The sequence below is a fragment of the Mycolicibacterium madagascariense genome, from assembly GCF_010729665.1.
Lineage (GTDB): Bacteria > Actinomycetota > Actinomycetes > Mycobacteriales > Mycobacteriaceae > Mycobacterium > Mycobacterium madagascariense.
Genome location: NZ_AP022610.1, coordinates 4,879,928 through 4,897,535, shown reverse-complemented (window position 1 = coordinate 4,897,535; position 17,608 = coordinate 4,879,928). Strand labels below are relative to the sequence as shown.

General features: G+C 68.2%; 18 protein-coding genes and 4 tRNA genes. 11 read left to right on the top strand and 11 right to left on the bottom strand.

Annotated features, from left to right (window positions below):
* The first annotated feature begins 380 nt into the window (after positions 1–380).
* Positions 381–530, top strand: coding sequence for a hypothetical protein (locus G6N60_RS28695; RefSeq protein ID WP_246240968.1), 150 nt, complete (start codon positions 381–383; stop codon positions 528–530).
* A gap of 24 nt (positions 531–554) precedes the next feature.
* On the opposite strand, the gene G6N60_RS23125 is transcribed toward G6N60_RS28695, so the two are convergent.
* Positions 555–627, bottom strand: a tRNA-Lys gene (locus tag G6N60_RS23125).
* Between the two features lie 146 nt (positions 628–773).
* On the opposite strand from G6N60_RS23125, the gene G6N60_RS23120 reads away from it, so the two are divergent.
* The 3 genes from G6N60_RS23120 (at position 774) to G6N60_RS23110 (ending at position 1,062) form a co-directional block, all read left to right on the top strand.
* Positions 774–846, top strand: a tRNA-Glu gene (locus tag G6N60_RS23120).
* Positions 847–881: 35 nt separating this feature from the next.
* Positions 882–958 (top strand) — tRNA-Asp (locus tag G6N60_RS23115).
* Positions 959–988: 30 nt separating this feature from the next.
* A tRNA-Phe gene (locus tag G6N60_RS23110) sits at positions 989–1,062 on the top strand.
* 162 nt (positions 1,063–1,224) lie between these two features.
* Here the strand turns inward: G6N60_RS23110 and G6N60_RS23105 are convergent.
* The 5 genes from G6N60_RS23105 to zwf all read right to left on the bottom strand — a co-directional run bounded on the left by G6N60_RS23105 (position 1,225) and on the right by zwf (position 5,662).
* On the bottom strand, positions 1,225–1,449 hold the full coding sequence (locus tag G6N60_RS23105; RefSeq protein WP_163741616.1) for a hypothetical protein: 225 nt from the start codon (positions 1,447–1,449) through the stop codon (positions 1,225–1,227).
* Positions 1,450–1,748: 299 nt separating this feature from the next.
* The gene (locus G6N60_RS23100) at positions 1,749–2,543 is read right to left on the bottom strand and encodes an RsiV family protein (RefSeq protein ID WP_163741614.1); all 795 of its coding nucleotides are present in this window, start codon (positions 2,541–2,543) and stop codon (positions 1,749–1,751) included.
* Between the two features lie 86 nt (positions 2,544–2,629).
* Positions 2,630–3,721, bottom strand: a complete 1,092-nt coding sequence (locus G6N60_RS23095; RefSeq protein WP_179969731.1) for a cation diffusion facilitator family transporter — start codon at positions 3,719–3,721, stop codon at positions 2,630–2,632.
* A 5-nt stretch (positions 3,722–3,726) separates the two neighbouring features.
* The gene (locus G6N60_RS23090; protein WP_163741612.1) at positions 3,727–4,080 is read right to left on the bottom strand and encodes a UBP-type zinc finger domain-containing protein; all 354 of its coding nucleotides are present in this window, start codon (positions 4,078–4,080) and stop codon (positions 3,727–3,729) included.
* A gap of 46 nt (positions 4,081–4,126) precedes the next feature.
* Positions 4,127–5,662, bottom strand: a complete 1,536-nt coding sequence (gene zwf, locus G6N60_RS23085) for a glucose-6-phosphate dehydrogenase (protein WP_163741610.1) — start codon at positions 5,660–5,662, stop codon at positions 4,127–4,129.
* 101 nt (positions 5,663–5,763) lie between these two features.
* Between zwf and G6N60_RS23080 the strand changes: the two genes are divergently transcribed.
* A complete protein-coding gene (locus G6N60_RS23080; RefSeq protein WP_163741608.1) occupies positions 5,764–6,207 on the top strand; it encodes an SRPBCC family protein in 444 nt (147 codons plus the stop codon).
* 56 nt (positions 6,208–6,263) lie between these two features.
* Positions 6,264–6,701, top strand: coding sequence for an SRPBCC family protein (locus tag G6N60_RS23075; RefSeq protein WP_163741606.1), 438 nt, complete (start codon positions 6,264–6,266; stop codon positions 6,699–6,701).
* Between the two features lie 6 nt (positions 6,702–6,707).
* Here the strand turns inward: G6N60_RS23075 and G6N60_RS23070 are convergent, their stop codons facing one another.
* The 4 genes from G6N60_RS23070 to G6N60_RS23055 are packed head-to-tail and all read right to left on the bottom strand — an operon-like array spanning position 6,708 to position 10,177.
* Entirely contained in the window at positions 6,708–7,784 is a 1,077-nt protein-coding gene (locus G6N60_RS23070) for an ABC transporter substrate-binding protein (RefSeq protein WP_163741604.1), read from the bottom strand.
* A 31-nt stretch (positions 7,785–7,815) separates the two neighbouring features.
* The gene (locus G6N60_RS23065; protein ID WP_163741602.1) at positions 7,816–8,619 is read right to left on the bottom strand and encodes an ABC transporter permease; all 804 of its coding nucleotides are present in this window, start codon (positions 8,617–8,619) and stop codon (positions 7,816–7,818) included.
* Positions 8,616–9,371, bottom strand: a complete 756-nt coding sequence (locus G6N60_RS23060; protein ID WP_246240966.1) for an ABC transporter permease — start codon at positions 9,369–9,371, stop codon at positions 8,616–8,618. Before G6N60_RS23060 ends, G6N60_RS23065 begins: the two co-directional genes overlap by 4 nt.
* Positions 9,368–10,177 (bottom strand): ABC transporter ATP-binding protein, encoded by an 810-nt coding sequence (locus G6N60_RS23055; protein ID WP_163741600.1) that lies wholly within the window; start codon positions 10,175–10,177, stop codon positions 9,368–9,370. Before G6N60_RS23055 ends, G6N60_RS23060 begins: the two co-directional genes overlap by 4 nt.
* Positions 10,178–10,266: 89 nt before the next feature.
* Between G6N60_RS23055 and G6N60_RS23050 the strand changes: the two genes are divergently transcribed.
* The 3 genes from G6N60_RS23050 to G6N60_RS23040 are packed head-to-tail and all read left to right on the top strand — an operon-like array spanning position 10,267 to position 13,924.
* On the top strand, positions 10,267–11,184 hold the full coding sequence (locus G6N60_RS23050; RefSeq protein WP_163744421.1) for an LLM class F420-dependent oxidoreductase: 918 nt from the start codon (positions 10,267–10,269) through the stop codon (positions 11,182–11,184).
* A gap of 47 nt (positions 11,185–11,231) precedes the next feature.
* Complete coding sequence (locus G6N60_RS23045; protein ID WP_246240964.1) at positions 11,232–11,918, top strand: P-loop NTPase family protein; 687 nt, start codon at positions 11,232–11,234, stop codon at positions 11,916–11,918.
* Positions 11,915–13,924 (top strand): YhgE/Pip domain-containing protein, encoded by a 2,010-nt coding sequence (locus tag G6N60_RS23040; protein ID WP_163741597.1) that lies wholly within the window; start codon positions 11,915–11,917, stop codon positions 13,922–13,924. The genes G6N60_RS23045 and G6N60_RS23040 overlap by 4 nt, the downstream gene beginning before the upstream one ends.
* Here the strand turns inward: G6N60_RS23040 and G6N60_RS23035 are convergent.
* Positions 13,921–15,120 carry a pyridoxal phosphate-dependent aminotransferase gene (locus G6N60_RS23035; RefSeq protein ID WP_163741595.1) on the bottom strand — a complete coding sequence of 400 codons (1,200 nt, stop codon included), beginning with the start codon at positions 15,118–15,120 and terminating at the stop codon, positions 13,921–13,923. The two genes, G6N60_RS23040 and G6N60_RS23035, sit on opposite strands and share 4 nt — an antisense overlap.
* 56 nt (positions 15,121–15,176) lie before the next feature.
* Between G6N60_RS23035 and G6N60_RS23030 the strand changes: the two genes are divergently transcribed.
* Together G6N60_RS23030 and G6N60_RS23025 are read left to right on the top strand one after the other, a co-directional pair.
* On the top strand, positions 15,177–16,283 hold the full coding sequence (locus G6N60_RS23030; RefSeq protein ID WP_163741592.1) for an alkene reductase: 1,107 nt from the start codon (positions 15,177–15,179) through the stop codon (positions 16,281–16,283).
* A 112-nt stretch (positions 16,284–16,395) separates the two neighbouring features.
* Complete coding sequence (locus G6N60_RS23025; protein ID WP_163741590.1) at positions 16,396–17,607, top strand: acetyl-CoA C-acetyltransferase; 1,212 nt, start codon at positions 16,396–16,398, stop codon at positions 17,605–17,607.
* The last annotated feature ends 1 nt before the right edge of the window (position 17,608 follow it).

Here is a 17,608-nt window from a genome sequence, read left to right as displayed (position 1 = left end):
CGTCGACCCCATCGTGTTGCTAATCGGCACCGGGCTGCGTCGCTCAGAACTATTGGCCTTGCGGTGGGAGGACTAAAACGAGAAGCGCGGCACCATCGTCATCGCCGGCAAGGTGGTCCGCGTACCCGGAAAGGGACTGCGGCGCCTCGACAGCGGCAAGACGGACGCCTCGGGCCCGCACCGGCCGTTGCCGGCGTTTCACGATCGCCACGCTGGAGGATCGGCGCGGTCGCGCCTTCTGGGGGGCAGAAGATGATCTTCCCGTCGTCGGTCGGCACCAGCCGCGACCCCGACAATTTCAACAAGCAATGGCGGGCGGTCCGGGATGACCTCGGCGTCCCAGACGTCACCAGCCACTCGTTCCGCAAGTCGGTGCGACGATGATCGACGACGCCGGGATGTCCGCGAGGATCGGTGCCGACCAGCTCGGGCACTCGCGAGTATCGATGACGCAGGACAGATACATGCGTCGGGGCAAGGTTTACAGCGAAGTTGCGGCGCTGCTCGAAGCCGACATAAACGGCGAATAGACGCCAAATTCACCCTAAAATACGTGCCCCCACCAGGGCTCGAACCTGGGACCTGCGGATTAAAAGTCCGTAGCTCTACCAACTGAGCTATAGGGGCGCGGTGGATAAGGATACTTGGCCCGCCCGCGGGCTCGGCACGGGAGCGATGCCGGGGGGCCGTTTGAGGAATCGTGGGTTCGTACCCTAAGCTATCGAAGCTCCCAACGCGTGCGCGATGCGAGTACCCCGGAGAGATTCGGATAGGCCCCCATCGTCTAGTGGCCTAGGACGCCGCCCTTTCACGGCGGTAGCACGGGTTCGAATCCCGTTGGGGGTACACGCAGCACCCGCGGAGGGAGTTGCACAGAGCAAGGCCCTGTGGCGCAGTTGGTTAGCGCGCCGCCCTGTCACGGCGGAGGTCGCGGGTTCGAGTCCCGTCAGGGTCGCCAAACGGCGACGCAGATGAACAGTGCCGTCCCGGCCAGGTAGCTCAGTTGGTACGAGCGTCCGCCTGAAAAGCGGAAGGTCGCCGGTTCGATCCCGGCCCTGGCCACTCAGTATCGATGCAATTCAAAGCATCGCTGCCCACCTCGCCACTTTTCCGAGCCGATCCACGTCGAGCTCATAGGGCGAAGTTCCGCGATGGTGACGGATCCGTGGCGCGCATCAGCCATCGGGTGAGGCAGTGCCGATTCTTCGTTGAGTTGAGACGGACCTAAGCGGTGGCGCGGCCGTCTAGCAGGCTGCCGTAACCGTTGCGGCGCAGGCTGTACTCCATGCCGGGGCTCGGTTCGTGATCCTTCAGCCATGTCTGGATACGAACTGACCGGTCACGTTCTGAGGCGTCGGTCAGCTCCAATGTCCGAAGCAGCCCGGCCACGGAGCTCGGCTGCACGCTGCCGCGGGGTTGCAACGGGAAGTCGTCGTCCCACTTACCCATCGCTCACCTCCGCTTCGACCACAGGAACGCTACGTTTCCGGTCGACTGGAAGGATACGTACAACCGGCGTGACCCAGCTGCTGAGCTCCAATGCTGCCGGACATCGCGCGTCGATGACGGTGGCCTGCTCGGGCACCTGAAGCCGTCGTCAGATGGCTCCTCGCCGACCATCGAGAGCATGCGCGAGGTAGGGCCGCACGACCATCCACCCGGCAGCTAGGTCAACCTTCGTTCGTCGCCGTTACCCTCGACGGGTTGAAGACGTTGAGAGACAACCCATTCGAGCCCCCCAGCCGACGTCAGGCAATCATCGGGTCGATCGCCGACCGCGGCACCAGCACCTGCAGGGGACCCGCTGGATCGGGGAGCAGCACGCCCTGGTCGAAGAAGAAGATCACCCCGTCGTTGACCACCGCGAAGTTCTGGTAGTTGGCCGGGTTGTAGAGGGCGGTCGTCGCGATGGGCAACGGCGCCGGCGGTGGTGGCGGCGTCGTGGTCGTCGACGCGGCGGGCTGTCCCGGTTGCGTGGTCGGGGTGGGGGTAGCGGCCGGAGGCGGCGGCGCGAGCTGCTGCTGCAGTCCGGCCTGAACGAGCGGGGCGACGGTGGCGAGTGGGTTGTCCACGCGCCACAGCGGCGTCATCGTCTTGTCGTCCGACGCGGGGGCGTAGGCGATCGTCTTGCGGTAGGTCTGATCCCAATTGAAGGCCTTGAACGTGGTCTGCGGGCGGGCGCCGGCGTCCTGGTAGACCTTGAACACGACGGCCTGGGTGCCGCGCGGGGGGATCGACGACGTGTACTCCGATGGCGTGATGTTCAGCTGGTACGGGGTGCTGCGGGGCGGGGCCGCCTTAGCCGCGTTCACGAATCCGTCGCGGGTCTGCGAGATGTAGTCGGCGACCGACTTCTGATCGGGGTAGTCCAGCGGAATGCTGATGTCGACGCTGTACGCCGGGTCGGACAGCTGGATGACGCACGAGCTGCCGGTGTTGCTGCCCTTGAGGTTCGCGCAGTAGTCCGTGGGCGCGGCGACCGCCACGCCGGAGGACCCGAGGACCGCGGCGGTCACCAGCACGGCCACGTTGAGAGAACGCATCGAAGAACCTCCTAGCAAACGCGGCGCTCGCCGCAGACGACAGATTAGCGTGCAGCGCGAGGTCGCCCGCGGCGGGAGGCGGCCGGTCAGGCGTCCTCGGCAGGACCCGTCGGCGTCGCGCCGCCCTCGTCGGACCAGTCGCTGCGATCCTCGGCGCCCTTGGCCGGGTCGCTCTGCACGTCCGGCGCGCCGGCGGGGCCCGAGTCGGATTCGCTGGTCTTGGGGTCTGTGGTCACGAGCACGGCGATACCCGCATCGTCGGGCTCGGAAACCGTGAGCACGGCCTCGCGGATCTCGGGCACGTCGTCCTCGAAGCGGTGCTCGAGCATCCGCAGCGTGCGCGCGACGGATGACTCGACGGCGTCGCCGATGAGGTCGACGCTCGCGATGACGAAGATCTGCTTGGGCCCGATGAACTCCGGGCGCAGGAAGCGGACCGACGCAACCTCGGGAAAGCTTGCGAGCCTTTCGCGCAGCGCTTGCTGCAGTCGTTCGGGTCCGGCCTCGCCGGTGAGGAAGATCCGGTTGCGGTTGATGAGCACGAGGGCCACCCCGCCGAGCACCAGGCCGACGAGTATCGAACCGAGCGCGTCCCACACGACGTCGCCGGTGAGCTGGTGCAGCAGGATGCCCGCGAACGCGATGAGGATGCCGATGAGCGCCGCGCTGTCTTCGGCGAACACGGCCCGCACCGTGGGGTCGGAGGTTTCGAAGGCGTACCTCAGCACGTCGCTCTTCAGGTGCTCGGCGTCGCGGCGCAGTTGGCGCAGCGACTGCAGCAGCGACGTGCCCTCCAGGACGAAGGAGACCGCGAGCACGATGTAGGCGATGCGGTAGTCCTCGGCCGAGTCGGCGCCGTGCAGCAACTCGGAGACACCGCGCCAGATGGACACCGCGGCGCCCACGACGAACAACCCGACCGCGGCCAGCAGCGACCAGACGTAGGCTTCGCGACCGTAGCCGAGGGGTCGCCGTTCGTCGGCATCGCGGGTGCTGCGGCGGTTGGCGATCAGGAGGAAGATCTCGTTGCCCGTATCAGCCCAGGAATGGGCAGCCTCCGCGGTCATCGAGGCCGATCCGGACAGTACGCTCGCGACGGTCTTCGCCAGGGCCACCGCCAGATTGGCGGCGAATGCGACGACGACGGTGACCGTGCTGTCGCCTCCGGCCTTCACCACGGGGGTCAGTCACCCCTGCGCTGCAGTTGGGCCATCCAGTCCTTGGGCAGGCGCTCGCTGGGGCCGGGCACGGTCTGCTCCGGCGGATGACTCTCCGGCGGCGCGAGTTCGGGGCCGTCGTAGTACTCGTTGGTCTCGTAGTTCCAGAACCAATCCTCGCCCGGCTCGAACGAGCGAATGATGGGATGGCCGGACTCCCGCCAGTGCGCGGCGGCGTGCCGGGCGAGTGAGTCGTCGCAGCAGCCGATGTGCCCGCACGCCGAGCAACGGCGCAGGTGGAACCACCACCCGTTGGCCGCCTCGCACTCGACGCAGCCGGGACCGCTCGGAGGGACGGTCGGATCCACCGCATCGCTCATGGGTCGAGCCTAGACGTGCGCCACCGGGCCCACGTGGTCGGTGGCGCTATTTCTTTTCGCGCCAAACCCTTTCGAAGGGCAGCCGCCAGGCATTGGGCGCGATGAGCTGATGGATGGCGTTGGGCCCCCACGTCCCGGGTTGATACGACTTCACCGGCGGCGGATCCAGCAGCAGTTGTTCTGAACGCTCCCAAAGGGATTCGATGCCCTCGGCAGTCGTGAACAGCGTGTGGTCCCCGCGCATCGCGTCGAGGATGAGGCGCTCGTAGGCCTCCAGAACGTCGCCGAGGGACTCGGTCTCCTGGGTGGAGAACTGCATGGACATCTTGTCGAGCTTCATTCCCGGCCCGGGCCGCTTGCCGTAGAACGACAGCGACACCTTGGACGCGTCGGCCAGGTCGAACGTCAGGTGATCGGGCCCCTGCGAGCCGACGCCGGATCCGGCGGGGAACATGGTGCGCGGTGCTTCCCGGAACGCGATCGAGATGATGCGCATGCCCTCGGCCATCTTCTTGCCGGTCCGCAGGTAGATCGGAACGCCGGCCCAGCGCCAGTTGTCGATGCCCACCTTGAGCGCAATGAACGTCTCGGTGTCGGAGTCGCGCGCGACACCGTTCTCGTTGCGGTAGCCGGTGTACTGACCGCGGACGACCTCGCGCGGATTGATCGGCAGCATGGATCTGAACACCTTGTTCTTCTCCTCGCTGATGGCGCGCGGCTCCAGCGCGGTCGGCGGTTCCATCACCACGAAGGCCATCACCTGCATCAGGTGGGTCACCACCATGTCCTTGTAGGCGCCGGTGCTCTCGTAGAAGTTGGCCCGCTGGTCGAGGCCGAGCGTCTCGGGGATGTCGATCTGGATGTGGTCGATGAAGTTGCGGTTCCAGATCGGCTCGAACAGTCCGTTCGCGAACCGAAACGCGAGGATGTTCTGCGCCGCCTCCTTGCCGAGGAAGTGGTCGATGCGGAAGATCTGGCGTTCCCGAAACGTCTGGTGGACGAAGTCGTTGAGCTCGATCGCGCTGGCAAGATCGGTGCCGAACGGCTTCTCCATGACCACCCGGGAGCGTTCGACGAGGTTGGCGTCGGACAGCATCGTGATGACGGCACGGGCCGCCTTGGGGGGAACCGAGAGGTAGTGCAGGCGGCGAACCTGTGGAGTCTCGGTGGTGGCGCCGTCGACGGGGGCGCCGAGTTCGGCTTCGGCCTTGGCGACCGCGGCGGCCAGCGCCTCCGGGCCCGCTCCCTGCGGCACGTAGGTGATCCGACTGGCGAAGCCATCCCACTGGTCCTTGGTCAGCTTGTGGGTGCCGAACGAATTCACGGCCTCCTTGGTGAGCTTGCGAAACTCGTCGTCGCTGAGATTTTCCAGCGACGTACCGACCACGCGGATCTCCGGCGCCAGCGCGGACTGCACGAGATAGGCCATGCCGGGGAGCAATTTGCGCTTGGCGAGGTCGCCGGTCGCTCCGAACAACACGATGACGTGCGGCGCGAGGGCATCGACGTCGCGACGGTGGGGGCGGGCGCCGTCGGCCGGGTAGGCGATGGTCTGCGCGAGGTCTGGGTTGTCTAGTGGCACGGAGTGGATGTTTCCACCCCTTGGTGAACGGCGCAGAACACCGCCGAATGAGATCGATGAATCGCGGTCACCGCCCCCTTCGGGCTGGCTAGTGTCGCGTCATGGCAACCAGTGATTCGCGTGAAGTCGTCATCGAAGCAACTCCGGAGGAGATCCTGGACGTCATCGCCGACGTCGAGGCCACGCCCGACTGGTCACCGCAGTACCAGAAGGCCGTGATCCTGGAGAGCTACCCGGACGGGCGGCCCAAGCAGGTCGAGATGACCGTCAAGGCCGCGGGTCTGACCGACGTCATGGTGATCGAGTACACCTGGAGCGACGACGGCGTGACCTGGACGCTGGTGAAGTCCGGTCAGCTGAAGGCCCAGGATGCCGGCTACACCCTCACCCCTGAGGGCGCGGCGACCAAGGTGCGGTTCGACATGAAGATCGACCTGTCCATCCCCATGCCCGGATTCCTGCTCAAGCGCACTCTGAAGGGTGGGATGGAAACCGCGACCGACGGGCTGCGCAAGCAGGTGCTCAAGGTCAAGAAGGGGTCATGAAATTGTTAGCTAGTAGATACTCTGCTCAGGGGATTATCGTCGTTTAGTATTTGCCCATGGCGGTCCGTGCCACTCGCGAAATCGTGTTCGACGCCTCCCCGGAGGCGATCCTCGATGCCCTCGCCGACATCGAGGAGGTGCCGTCGTGGTCGACGCTGCACCGGCACACCGAGGTCGTCGACCGGCACGCCGACGGCCGCCCGCACCACGTCAAGGCGACGGTCAAGATCATGGGCGTCACCGACAAGGAGGTGCTGGAGTACCACTGGGGCCCGGACTGGGTGGTGTGGGACGCGAAGGACACCTTCCAGCAACGGGGTCAGCACGGCGAGTACAACCTGACCAGGGTCGGGGACCAGACGGTGGTGCGGTTCGACATCATCGTCGACCTGGCGGCGCCGATCCCGGAGTTCCTGATCAGGCGGGCGAAGAAGATGGTGCTCGACGTCGCGGTCGATCGGTTGCGCTGCCGGGTGACCCGCAACCACGGCTGACGCTCGTCAGGCCCTCAGGTCGGGGTGCTCGCGGTAGACCTCGTCCAACACCGAGAGGTCGAACAGGTCGCCGGCGGAGACGTCGAGCTTGGCGGCCTTCAGCGCAGCGATGTTGTCGTCGATCAGGGTCTTGGTCATGGTGAACAGCCCGTTGTCCGCGGTATCGGCCGAGACCACCAACCCCTGCTGCGCCTTCGCCTCCTCGGTTTGTTCGGCGACGTCGAGGTTCTGGTCCTTGCCGTAGACCTGAGCGGCGAGGCGGGCGGACTCGGCGGGATCCTTGATGGCGTCTCGCCACCCCTTGATCTCCGCGACGAGGAACGCCTTGAGCTTGTCGCGCTCGTGGTCGATCGTCTCCTGCCTCACCGTGAACGACTCGCCGACGAGCGGCAGCTTGAAGTCGGCGAACAGCATCGCGTGGTTCTTGAAACCCTTGGCTGCCAACGTGATCGGCTCATTGGTCACGTAACTCACCCAACCGTCGACCTCGCCGTTGGCCAGCGGGCTCGGATCGAACTGGGCGGGCACCACCGTGATCGACCCGGCGTCGATGCCGTTGGCGTCCAGCAGCGCGCCGAACACCAGCTGATTGGAGTCTTGCACGCCAATCTTTCTGCCCACCATGTCTTCTGGAGTGTTGATGGGCTTGTCCGCCGAGCTGACGATCGCGAACGGATTCTTCTGATACGTCGCGCCGACGATCTTGGCGGGCAGTCCGTTCAGCACCGCCGGGGCGGTGAGTTGCGGTGCCGACATCCCGATCCAGATCTTGCCGGTGTCCAGACCCGCTTCGACGCCGGTGCCCGCCGCCCCACCCGCGACCAGGTCGACGGTTCCGAATCCGCCGTCCCGGTAGTAGCCCTTCTGGAGCGCGAAGTACTCCCCGGCGAATTCGATGTTCTTGATCCACGACAGTTGCACCGCAACGTTTCCGAACGTCGAACCGTTCGCCGCGGAACCACTGGTGGACGTCGCGGGATCGTTCCCACCGCACGCGGCCAACAAACCGGCGCCGCCGACGGCGATGCCCCCCAGAGTGGCGTAGCGGAGGAAGTCTCGACGATGCACGGCAGCAGGTGTCATCGTCGCAGACTAAGGGTCGGGCGCAATGTTGTCAGGACGTCCTGTCGGCGCCCGGCGCGAAGCGCGCGAGCACCAGGTTCTCCAGCACACCGACGACGGCGTACAGCACGATCGAGACGATCGTCACGGAGGCGATCGACGCCCACAGTTCGTTGTACTGATATCTCGGAATTGCCCTGATCAGACTGGATCCCAAACCCTCACCGCTGCCGAGCCATTCGCCGATGAGGGCTCCGATCAGGGCGCCGGGCACCGAGATTCGGGCCGCCGCGAACAGTGCGGGCAACGCCGAGGGAATCGCCACCATGTGCAACGCGGTCCAGCGGTTGCCGCCGTACGCCGCGACGAGTTCCCGCGCCTGCCGCGGCGCTTCGCGCAGGCCGGCCATGACCATCACCAACGCGGGAAAGAACACGACGATCGAGGCCATCACCGCCACGCCGATCAGACCCCGCCCGAACACCAGCACGATGATCGGCGTCATGGCGACCAGCGGCACCGATCTCAGCAGGACCGCGATGGGCAGCAGTGTCTGCTGCAGACTGGCGAACGAGACGAACACCGCGGCGACGACGACCGCGGCGATGAGACCCGACGCGAAGCCGATTGCCCCGTCGCGCAACGTGATCTGCAGATTGTCGACGAGGTTGGCCCGCGCGGTGTGACTGGCCGCTGAGGTGAACAGGTAGCGCCACACGTCGACCGGCGACTTGCCCACCCGCGGGCCGACCTGGGGGAAGGCGACGAGGAACAGGTACCACAGCGCGATCAGCAGGGCCATCGACACGGCCAGCGGGCCGAGGAAGCGCGCGATGCGGCGCAGGGTTGCCCTCATCGTCGAGCACCCCGCGCCGACGTCCACGGCGCGACGAGTCGGGCGACCGCGGCGACGATGCCGTAACCGGCGCCCGCCATGGCCGCCGCGGCGATGGCCAGCCCCCACGTGCGCGGCACGTCGTAGGACGTCTGGGCGGCGGTGAGCGCGACCCCGACACCGCTGTCGACGCCGCCGAGGTACTCCCCGAGGATGGCGCCGAGCACCGCGGACGGCGCCGCTATCTTCAAGGCCGCGAACGTGTTTGGCGCCGCGGAGATCAACCGCACCCTGACGAACTGCTGCCACCGTCCGCCGCCGTAGGCCGCGACCAGATCGAGGCTGGCCCCGTCCGCCGAGCGCAGTCCGGCCACGGTGCCGACCATGGTGGTGAAGAAGCAGTACATCGCGGCGAGGAAGATCGTCGGGGCGCGACCGCCGAAGACGACCAGGATGATCGGACCGAGCGCCAGCAGGGGTGTGCAGTAGCTGAGGATCGCGAGCTGGGTGGCGAGGGATTCGATGGGAGGGACGAGGACCACCAACACCGCGACCGCGATCGCCAGACCGTTGCCCCACAGGAAGCCCTGCAGCGCGCCGCGCGACGTCACCGCGACGTTGGGTCCGTAGAGCGCCAGGCCGTCGTGGGCCATGCCCGACACGACGGCCGCGGGCGTCGGAATCGTTCCGCCCGCGACGCCCAGCGCGGCCGCCAGCCACCAGAGCGCGAGCACCCCCACGAGCCCGACGACCCCGCCGAGTCGGGCATTCACGCGATGCCCTCGGCGCCGTCGGCCGGTGCGAACAGGAGCTCGGTCAGGTGGTCGCAGATGCGGTGGAACTCGGGGGACCGCATGACGTCCGGCGTCCGTGGGCGGGGCAGGTCGATCGGCACCACCTCCAGCACCCGGCCCGGCCGCGGGCTCATCACCGCGACGGCATCGGAGAGGAACACCGCCTCGGCGATGCCGTGCGTCACCATCAGCGTCGTCGCGGGCTTCTCGGTCCAGATGCGCAGCAGTTCCAGGTTGAGACGCTGTCGCGTCATGTCGTCGAGCGCGCCGAACGGTTCGTCGAGGAGCAGGACGGTCGGCTTGACCACCAGCGCGCGGGCGATCGACACCCGCTGTCGCATGCCTCCGGAGAGCTGGGCGGGTTTGGCCTTCTCGAACCCGTCGAGTCCGACGAGCCGAACCAGGTCCTGGATCAGGCCGGGGTCGGCGGGCAGGCCCGCGACCTGCAGTGGGAGCTTGATGTTGGACACCACGCTGCGCCACGGCAGCAGCGCCGAGTCCTGGAACGCGATGCCCAGGCCGTGGTGCTTGCGCAACGCCGTCGGGGACTCCCCGTTGATCAGGGCGGAGCCGCTGGTGGGCTCCTCGAGGCCGGCCAGGATGCGCAGCACCGTCGACTTGCCGCAGCCCGACGGCCCGAGCAGCGCGAGGAACGCGTCCTTGGGGGTGTGCAGGTCGACCGCGTGCAACGCCTGCACCGACCGCCGACCGGCGGTGAAGGTCTTGGTCAATGCGGTGATGTCGATCCCGGTCGCGGGGCTCGCAGTCGTCGCCGGATCCAGCATGGTCGGGACAGTATGGGCATGGCACCGTCGCCTCCGCACGCCGAGACGACGGGGGAATGCGGCTCTTGCACACTCCCGTTGTGCAGGACATGGTCACCGGAGTAGTCCTCAATCCCAGCCCGTCCGCCACCAACGCCGTCGACGACGTCGTCGAGCAGGCACGCCGCGCCTTCGAGATCGGCGTCCGCCAGGTGTGGTTCTCCCAGCAGTTCAGCCACGACGCGATCAGCCTTGCGGGTCTGGTCGGTGCGGCCGTCCCCGGACTCGGCGTGGGGACGTTCGTCGTCCCCATCAATCCACGGCACCCGCTGATCGTCTCGACCCTGGCGCAGACCGCGCAGGCGGCCGCGCACGGCAACTTCAGCCTCGGGCTCGGCCTGGGCGCGAAGGCGATCGAGACGGCGGCGTTCGGGACGGCGTGGGCCAACCCGGCGGGCCGGCTGCGCGAGCACCTCCAGGTGCTGCGTTCCATCTTCGACACCGGCGCCGTCGACTTCCACGGCACGGAGATCTCCACGACCGCGGCGCAGTGGCCCGTCACCCTGCCCGGTGGCACGCCGATCCCCATCTACGTTGCGGCCATGGGACCCAAGGCTTTACGCGTCACGGGCGAGCTGGCCGACGGCACGCTGCCGTACCTGGCCGGCCCGCGGACGCTGCAGGAGTTCATCGTGCCGACCATCTCGGAGGCCGCGGCATCGGCGGGCCGGCCCGCGCCGCGGATCATCGCCGCGGTACCGGTCGTGGTGTCCGATGACGAGGACGACGCCCGCCGGATCGCCACCGAGGAGCTGGCCTTCTACGAGTCCATTCCCTCCTACGCCACCGTGATCGCACGGGAGAACGCCTCCAGCGCAGGCGAACTCGCGGCCGTCGGGCCTGCTGCCGCGGTGCGCGAGCAGCTTCGGCGCTACCTCGATGCGGGCGCCACCGATCTGGTGCTCTCCCCGATGCGGTCGAACACCGCCGATCCCCGACGGCTCTGGGAGATCGCCGCCTCGATCTGACCCGTCGGGCCGCTCCGCGCGAACCCCGGACGTGCTTGGATGGCTCCGTGACGGAGCCCGAGATCGTCGAACCGGAACCTCCCGCGATCGTCGCGCGTGCCCTCGCGGTGCGAGGTCCGTGGGGGCCGGTGTACGGGCCCCTCGATCTGGAGGTGGCGCGCGGTGGGCTCACCGTGCTGACGGTGACGCCCGGTTCGGGTGCCACCGCGCTCCTCGCGACGCTGGCCGGCCGGATGACACCGACGAGCGGAACGCTCGACGTCATGGGGCAGACCCGCGCGCCGGCGATCTTCGGGCGCAGCGCGCTCGCCGGTGTCGAGGACCTCGACGGCGTATCCGATTCCGTCACCGTCGGTGACCTCCTCACCGAGCAGATGCGTTGGGACGCCCCGTGGTATCGCCGGGTGCGCCGAGCCGACGCCGGCGATCTGACGCGCGTGTGCGCTCCGGTGTTCGGCCCGCTGCCGCTGCCCGCGCTGAACGCCTACGTCGACGAACTGACCGAGCTCGACGCGCTGCTGCTGCGCATCTCCTTGGCCAACACGGCCACCCCGCCGTTGCTGGTGGTGGGCAGCCTCGATCAGGTGGACGAGGACGCGAGTCGCGCCGAACTGGTGCGCCGACTGGTCGCGCTCGGCGAACGGCAGACCGTCGTCACCGCGTCCGCGAATGCGGTGCCGCCGGGTCTTGGTGTCCGAGTACAGGTGTCGGTCGATGAGAAGGGTGGGGAATGATGCTTGCCGCACTGTCGCTGGGCACCGACCTGAAGCGCTATTCGCGCGGCGTTCTGCCGCGCGTGGCGCTGGTCACGATCGTCCTGCTGCCCCTGCTGTACGGGGCGATGTACCTGTGGGCGTTCTGGAATCCCTTCGCCGCCGTGGACCGGGTGCCGGTCGCACTGGTCAACGAGGACCAGGGTGCCGTCGTCCAGGGGCAGCCCCTGCGCGCAGGCGACGAGGTCGCCACCGCCCTGCTGCAGTCCCGCCAACTCGATCTGCGTCCGATGTCGGCGGCCGACGCTGCGAACTCCGTCAGGGCGGGCAAGACGTACTTCTCCGTCACGCTGCCCGCCGACTTCAGCGAGGCCATCGCATCTCCCGCGACGCCCCATCCCCGCCAGGCCGAGATCCGCTTCGACTTCGACGACGCCAACAACTATCTGGCCTCGGTGATCGGGCAGAACGCGTCGCGCGAGGTGCTCAACCAGGTCAACGCCCGCGTCGGCGAGCAGGTCATCGGCAAGGTGCTGATAGGGCTCACCGCCGCCGGGGACGGCATCAAGAAGGCCGCCAACGGGGCCGACCAACTCGCCGCCGGACTGACCACCGCCAACGACGGGTCCCACCAATTGGCCAGTGGCGCAGACACACTCGCCAGTGGTCTGGCGACGGCCCGCTCCGGCTCGGCGGCGCTGGCCGCGGGCGCCCACCAGCTGTCCACGGGCATCGGGAAGTCGACCGGCCCGTTGGTCGACGCCCTGGACCGGGTCCAGCGGCTCGATCTGAACCCCGACGACGTCGCCGCTCTCGCCGCGCGGATCAGTGACGGGGTCGCGACGGCGAGTGACCGGATCGCCGCGCTGAACGTAGACCACCAGTTGGCAGCCGGGATCGTCGATCAGGTGGTCGGCGGTCTGCAGGCCAACGCCGATCCGTCGGCACGGGGTCTCGGCGAGGTGCTGGGGGGAGCGCAGAAGATCCTGAACTCCGAGGGTCTCGATCCGACGACCCACGACGGCCTGACGCGGATCGGTGAGAACGCCCGACAGCTCGAGGCCGAATTCGGCGACCCGAATAGCCAAGCGCGACAACTGCTCACGCAGACGTTGAACGGGCAGCTGAAGGCCGACGTCGTACGGTTGCGCGACGGTGCCGCCCAACTCGACGGTGGCGCAGCCACACTCGAGGCCGGACTGGTGAAGCTGACCGACGGTGGCCGCCGACTCGCCGGGGGCGCCCATCAGCTGGCCGCGGGTACGCAGCAGCTCAGCGACGGCTCCCGCCAGCTCGCCGACGGACTCGACAAGGGGGCTGCGCAACTCCCGACGCTTAACGACCAGCAGCGCACCGCCATCGCCAAGACGGTCGCCAGTCCCGTGGTGACGAGGCAGGCTACCGCCAACGAAGCTCCGACGTTCGGTACGGGCTTCGCGCCGTTCTTCCTTCCGCTCGCGCTGTTCATCGGCACGCTCATCATTTGGATGTTGTTGACGCCGTTGCAGTCTCGCCCCATCGTGGGCGGCCTCGGTGCGCTGCGCGTGGTGCTCGCGTCCTACTGGCCCGCGCTGACGGTGGCCGCCTGCCAGGTGGTGGTCATGTACGTCGTCGTCCACTTCGGGGTGGGACTGCACGCCAGGTACGCCGTCGGCACCATCGCGTTCCTGCTCCTGGTGTCGGCGACCTTCCTGGCGATGATCCAGGCGTTCAACGCCGTCTTCGGCGTGGCCGTCGGGCGCGTGGTCACGCTGGCGTTCCTGATGATTCAGCTGGTGTCCTCCGGCGGCATCTATCCGGTGGAGACCACCGCGAAGCCCTTCCAGCTCATCCACCCGTTCGATCCGATGACCTACGCGGTCAACGGGTTGCGCGAGCTGACGGCCGGAGGCGTCGAGACCCGGCTGTGGGTGTCGATCGTCGTGCTGGTCGGGGTGCTCGCGGTGTCGTTGACGGCCAGCGCGCTGGCGGCCAGACGCAACCGGCAGTACACGATGGAGCGACTTCGTCCGCCGATCGAGGTCTAGCCCTTGAGCACCTGAAGCCGCCTGATGGCCTCCTCCATGGTGTCGTCGCGCTTGCAGAAGGCGAAGCGCACCAGGTGATTCCAGTCGCCGAGGTGCGGCGAGTCGGGGTCGCAGAACGCCGACATCGGGATGGCTGCGACGCCGGCGCGCTCGGGCAGTTCGGCGCAGAACGTCGTGCTGTCGGTGTACCCGAGCGGGCGGGGATCGGCGCACAGGAAGTAGGTGCCGACGCTGTCGAGGACGTCGAAGCCGATGTCGGACAGGGCGCTCGACAGTCGATTGCGCCTGCGCTGGAACGACTCTCGCAGGGTCACCGTCCACGCGTCCTCGTGGTCTAGCGCCTCGGCGACGGCGGGCTGGAAGGGGGCTCCGCCGACGTAGGTGAGGAATTGCTTGGCCGCCCGCACCCCGGCGATGAGTGGCGCGGGTCCGCAGGCCCAGCCGATCTTCCAGCCGGTGACGTTGAACATCTTCGCCGCGCTGGAGATGGTGATCGTCCGCTCCGCCATGCCCGGGTAGCCGGCCAGCGGGAGGTGAGTCCTGCCGTCGAAGACCAGCGCCTCGTACACCTCGTCGGTGATCACCAGCAGGTCCTTCTCGACCGCCAGTTCGGCGATGGCCGCCAACTCGGCATAGGAGGCGACCATGCCGGTCGGGTTGTGCGGCGAGTTGACGATGAGCGCCCGGGTGCGGGGAGTGACGGCGGCGCGCAGGGCATCGACGTCGATCGCGAAGCCCCGCCCGTCCCGGACGAGTGGCACCGCGACGCGATGACTGCCCGCCATGGCGATCACCGGCGAGTAGGAGTCGTAGAACGGTTCGATCAGCAGGACGTCGGAGCCCGGTTCGACGAGCCCGATGACGGCCGCCGCGATCGCCTCCGTGGCCCCGACGGTGACCAGCACCTCGGTGTCGGGGTCGTAGGTGATGCCGTGGCGGCGTTGCCGCTGCGCGGCGATCGCCTGGCGCAGCGCCGGAATGCCTGGCCCCGGCGGATATTGGTTGATCCCGTCGGCGATCGCCTGCTCCGCCGTCCGCAGCATCGGCTCGGGCCCGTCCTCGTCGGGGAAGCCCTGGCCGAGGTTCACCGCCCCGATGCGCGCGGCCAACGCCGACATCTCCGCGAAGATCGTCACCGCATAGGGCTGGAGCCGGGCAACCGGAGCCGGGCCACCGGCGACACGGGACTTCGTCATGGCCGTCGAGCCTAGTGACCGGGAATGAATGACCCCCCATCCGCGCTGACAGCGGCGTGGCCTTCACCTTCGATCACGACGCGACCCTGCTGAAGCCGATTCGGGTCGGGGACGTCCCGGCACGGAACCGGCTATTCATGGCACCGCTGACTCGCTCGCGTGCCCACGCCGACGGCACGCCGTCGGATCTGGCCGTGCGGTACTACGCCCAGCGCGCCGCGGCGGGCCTGATCATCTCCGAGGCGACCGCCGTGTCGGCCGGAGCCAACGGCGCCTACGTCAACACGCCCGGCATCCACACCGACGGCCACCAGGCGAAGTGGGCGCAGATCGCCGAGGCGGTGCACGCCGAGGGCGGATCGATGTTCGTGCAGCTGTGGCACGTCGGCCGCATGGGTCATCCCGACATCAGCGGCACCGAGACCGTCGCGCCGTCGGCGATTGCCGCCAACATGTCCGCACACACCCCGTCGGGCAAGAAGCCGCTCCCGGTGCCGAGGGCGCTGCGCACCGACGAGCTGCCCGCGATCGTCGACCAGTTCCGCGCGGCGGCCCGGCGCGCCGTCGACGCCGGCATGGATGGCGTGGAGATCCACGGCGCCAACGGCTACCTGCTGCACGAGTTCCAGTCCGACGTCGTGAATCAGCGCACCGACGCCTACGGCGGCTCGTCGGAGAACCGGGCCCGGCTCACCGCCGAGATCGTCGAGGCCGTCGCCGACGAGATCGGCGCCGGTCGGGTGGGCCTGCGCATCTCGCCCGGCGGCACGGCCGCAGACATGCGCGAGAACGACGTCGTCGGCGTCTACCAGGCGCTGCTGGATCGGATCGCGCCGCTCGGGATCGCCTACCTGCACGTGCTGATCGACCCGACCGCCGAGACGTTCGGCGCGATCCGCGCGATCTGGTCGGGCACCTTCGTGCTGAACACCGGCCGCGAGATCGACACCGACTTTTGCCAGCTGGAGAGCTTCGCCGAGTGGGGCGCGATCAGCGCGGCCGCCGTGGGCCGCCCGTTCCTCGCCAACCCCGACCTCATCGATCGGCTCATCGTCGGGGCCGAGCTCAACGAGCCCGACGTGGCGACGTTCTACACGCCGGGACCCGTCGGCTACGTCGACTACCCGACGCTGGCCGAGGTGGAGGAGTCCCGCTCGGCCTGAGGGGTGAGCCCCTCGACAGCCCCCCAACAGCGCCTCCCAACCAGCCGGTTGGGAGGCGCTGATATTCTTCGGTTACTGGCGCCTCCCCCATCACCAAGAAGAGGAATCCACCATGTCCGAAGAAGCCTTCATCTATGAGGCGATCCGCACCCCGCGCGGCAAGCAGCGCGGCGGCTCGCTGAACGAAGTCAAGCCCGTCAACCTCGTCGTCGGTCTGATCGACGAGCTCCGCGCGCGGCACCCCGACCTCGACGAGAACCTGATCGGCGACGTCATCCTCGGCGTCGTGTCACCCGTCGGCGACCAGGGCGGCGACATCGCCCGCACCGCCGCGCTGGTGGCCAAGCTGCCCGAGACCACCGGCGGCTTCCAGCTCAACCGCTTCTGCGCCTCGGGTCTCGAGGCCGTCAACACCGCCGCCCAGAAGGTGCGCTCCGGGTGGGACGACCTGGTGATCGCCGGCGGCGTCGAGTCGATGAGCCGCGTCCCGATGGGTTCCGACGGCGGCGCCTGGGCCACCGACCCGGAGACCAACTACCGCCTCGGCTTCGTACCCCAGGGCATCGGCGCCGACCTGATCGCCACCATCGAGGGCTTCTCCCGCGAGGACGTCGACGCCTACGCCGCGCGCTCGCAGGAGAAGGCCGCTGCGGCCTGGTCGGGCGGCTACTTCGCCAAGTCCGTCGTTCCGGTGAAGGACCAGAACGGTCTGGTCATCCTCGACCACGACGAGCACATGCGCCCCGGCACGACCGTCGATAGCCTCGGCAAGCTGAAGACCGCCTTCGGCGGCATCGGCGCCATGGGCGGGTTCGATGACGTGGCGCTGCAGAAGTACCACTCGGTCGAGAAGATCAACCACGTCCATACCGGCGGCAACAGCTCCGGCATCGTCGACGGCGCCGCGCTGGTGCTCGTCGGCAGTGAAAGTGCCGGTGCCTCACAGGGTTTGACCCCGCGGGCCCGTATCGTCGCCACCGCCACCAGCGGCGCCGACCCGGTCATCATGCTGACCGGCCCGACCCCGGCCACCCGCAAGGTGCTCGACCGCGCGGGTCTGTCCACCGAGGACATCGACCTGTTCGAGCTGAACGAGGCCTTCGCCTCGGTGGTGCTGAAGTTCCAGAAGGACCTCAACATCCCCGACGAGAAGCTCAACGTCAACGGCGGCGCCATCGCGATGGGCCACCCGCTTGGCGCCACCGGCGCCATGATCACCGGCACCATGGTCGACGAGCTCGAGAGGCGCAACGCGCGGCGCGCCTTGATCACGCTGTGCATCGGCGGCGGCATGGGCGTGGCGACCATCATCGAAAGGGTTTGAT

Excerpts from the sequence above, each read along its gene's own strand:
- G6N60_RS28695 (WP_246240968.1), top strand. The coding sequence starts at position 381 with ATGATCGACGACGCCGGGATGTCCGCGAGGATCGGTGCCGACCAGCTC.
- G6N60_RS23105 (WP_163741616.1), bottom strand. The coding sequence starts at position 1,449 with ATGGGTAAGTGGGACGACGACTTCCCGTTGCAACCCCGCGGCAGCGTG.
- G6N60_RS23100 (WP_163741614.1), bottom strand. The coding sequence starts at position 2,543 with ATGCGTTCTCTCAACGTGGCCGTGCTGGTGACCGCCGCGGTCCTCGGG.
- G6N60_RS23090 (WP_163741612.1), bottom strand. The coding sequence starts at position 4,080 with ATGAGCGATGCGGTGGATCCGACCGTCCCTCCGAGCGGTCCCGGCTGC.
- G6N60_RS23080 (WP_163741608.1), top strand. The coding sequence starts at position 5,764 with ATGGCAACCAGTGATTCGCGTGAAGTCGTCATCGAAGCAACTCCGGAG.
- G6N60_RS23075 (WP_163741606.1), top strand. The coding sequence starts at position 6,264 with ATGGCGGTCCGTGCCACTCGCGAAATCGTGTTCGACGCCTCCCCGGAG.
- G6N60_RS23070 (WP_163741604.1), bottom strand. The coding sequence starts at position 7,784 with ATGACACCTGCTGCCGTGCATCGTCGAGACTTCCTCCGCTACGCCACT.
- G6N60_RS23065 (WP_163741602.1), bottom strand. The coding sequence starts at position 8,619 with ATGAGGGCAACCCTGCGCCGCATCGCGCGCTTCCTCGGCCCGCTGGCC.
- G6N60_RS23055 (WP_163741600.1), bottom strand. The coding sequence starts at position 10,177 with ATGCTGGATCCGGCGACGACTGCGAGCCCCGCGACCGGGATCGACATC.
- G6N60_RS23050 (WP_163744421.1), top strand. The coding sequence starts at position 10,267 with ATGGTCACCGGAGTAGTCCTCAATCCCAGCCCGTCCGCCACCAACGCC.
- G6N60_RS23040 (WP_163741597.1), top strand. The coding sequence starts at position 11,915 with ATGATGCTTGCCGCACTGTCGCTGGGCACCGACCTGAAGCGCTATTCG.
- G6N60_RS23035 (WP_163741595.1), bottom strand. The coding sequence starts at position 15,120 with ATGACGAAGTCCCGTGTCGCCGGTGGCCCGGCTCCGGTTGCCCGGCTC.
- G6N60_RS23025 (WP_163741590.1), top strand. The coding sequence starts at position 16,396 with ATGTCCGAAGAAGCCTTCATCTATGAGGCGATCCGCACCCCGCGCGGC.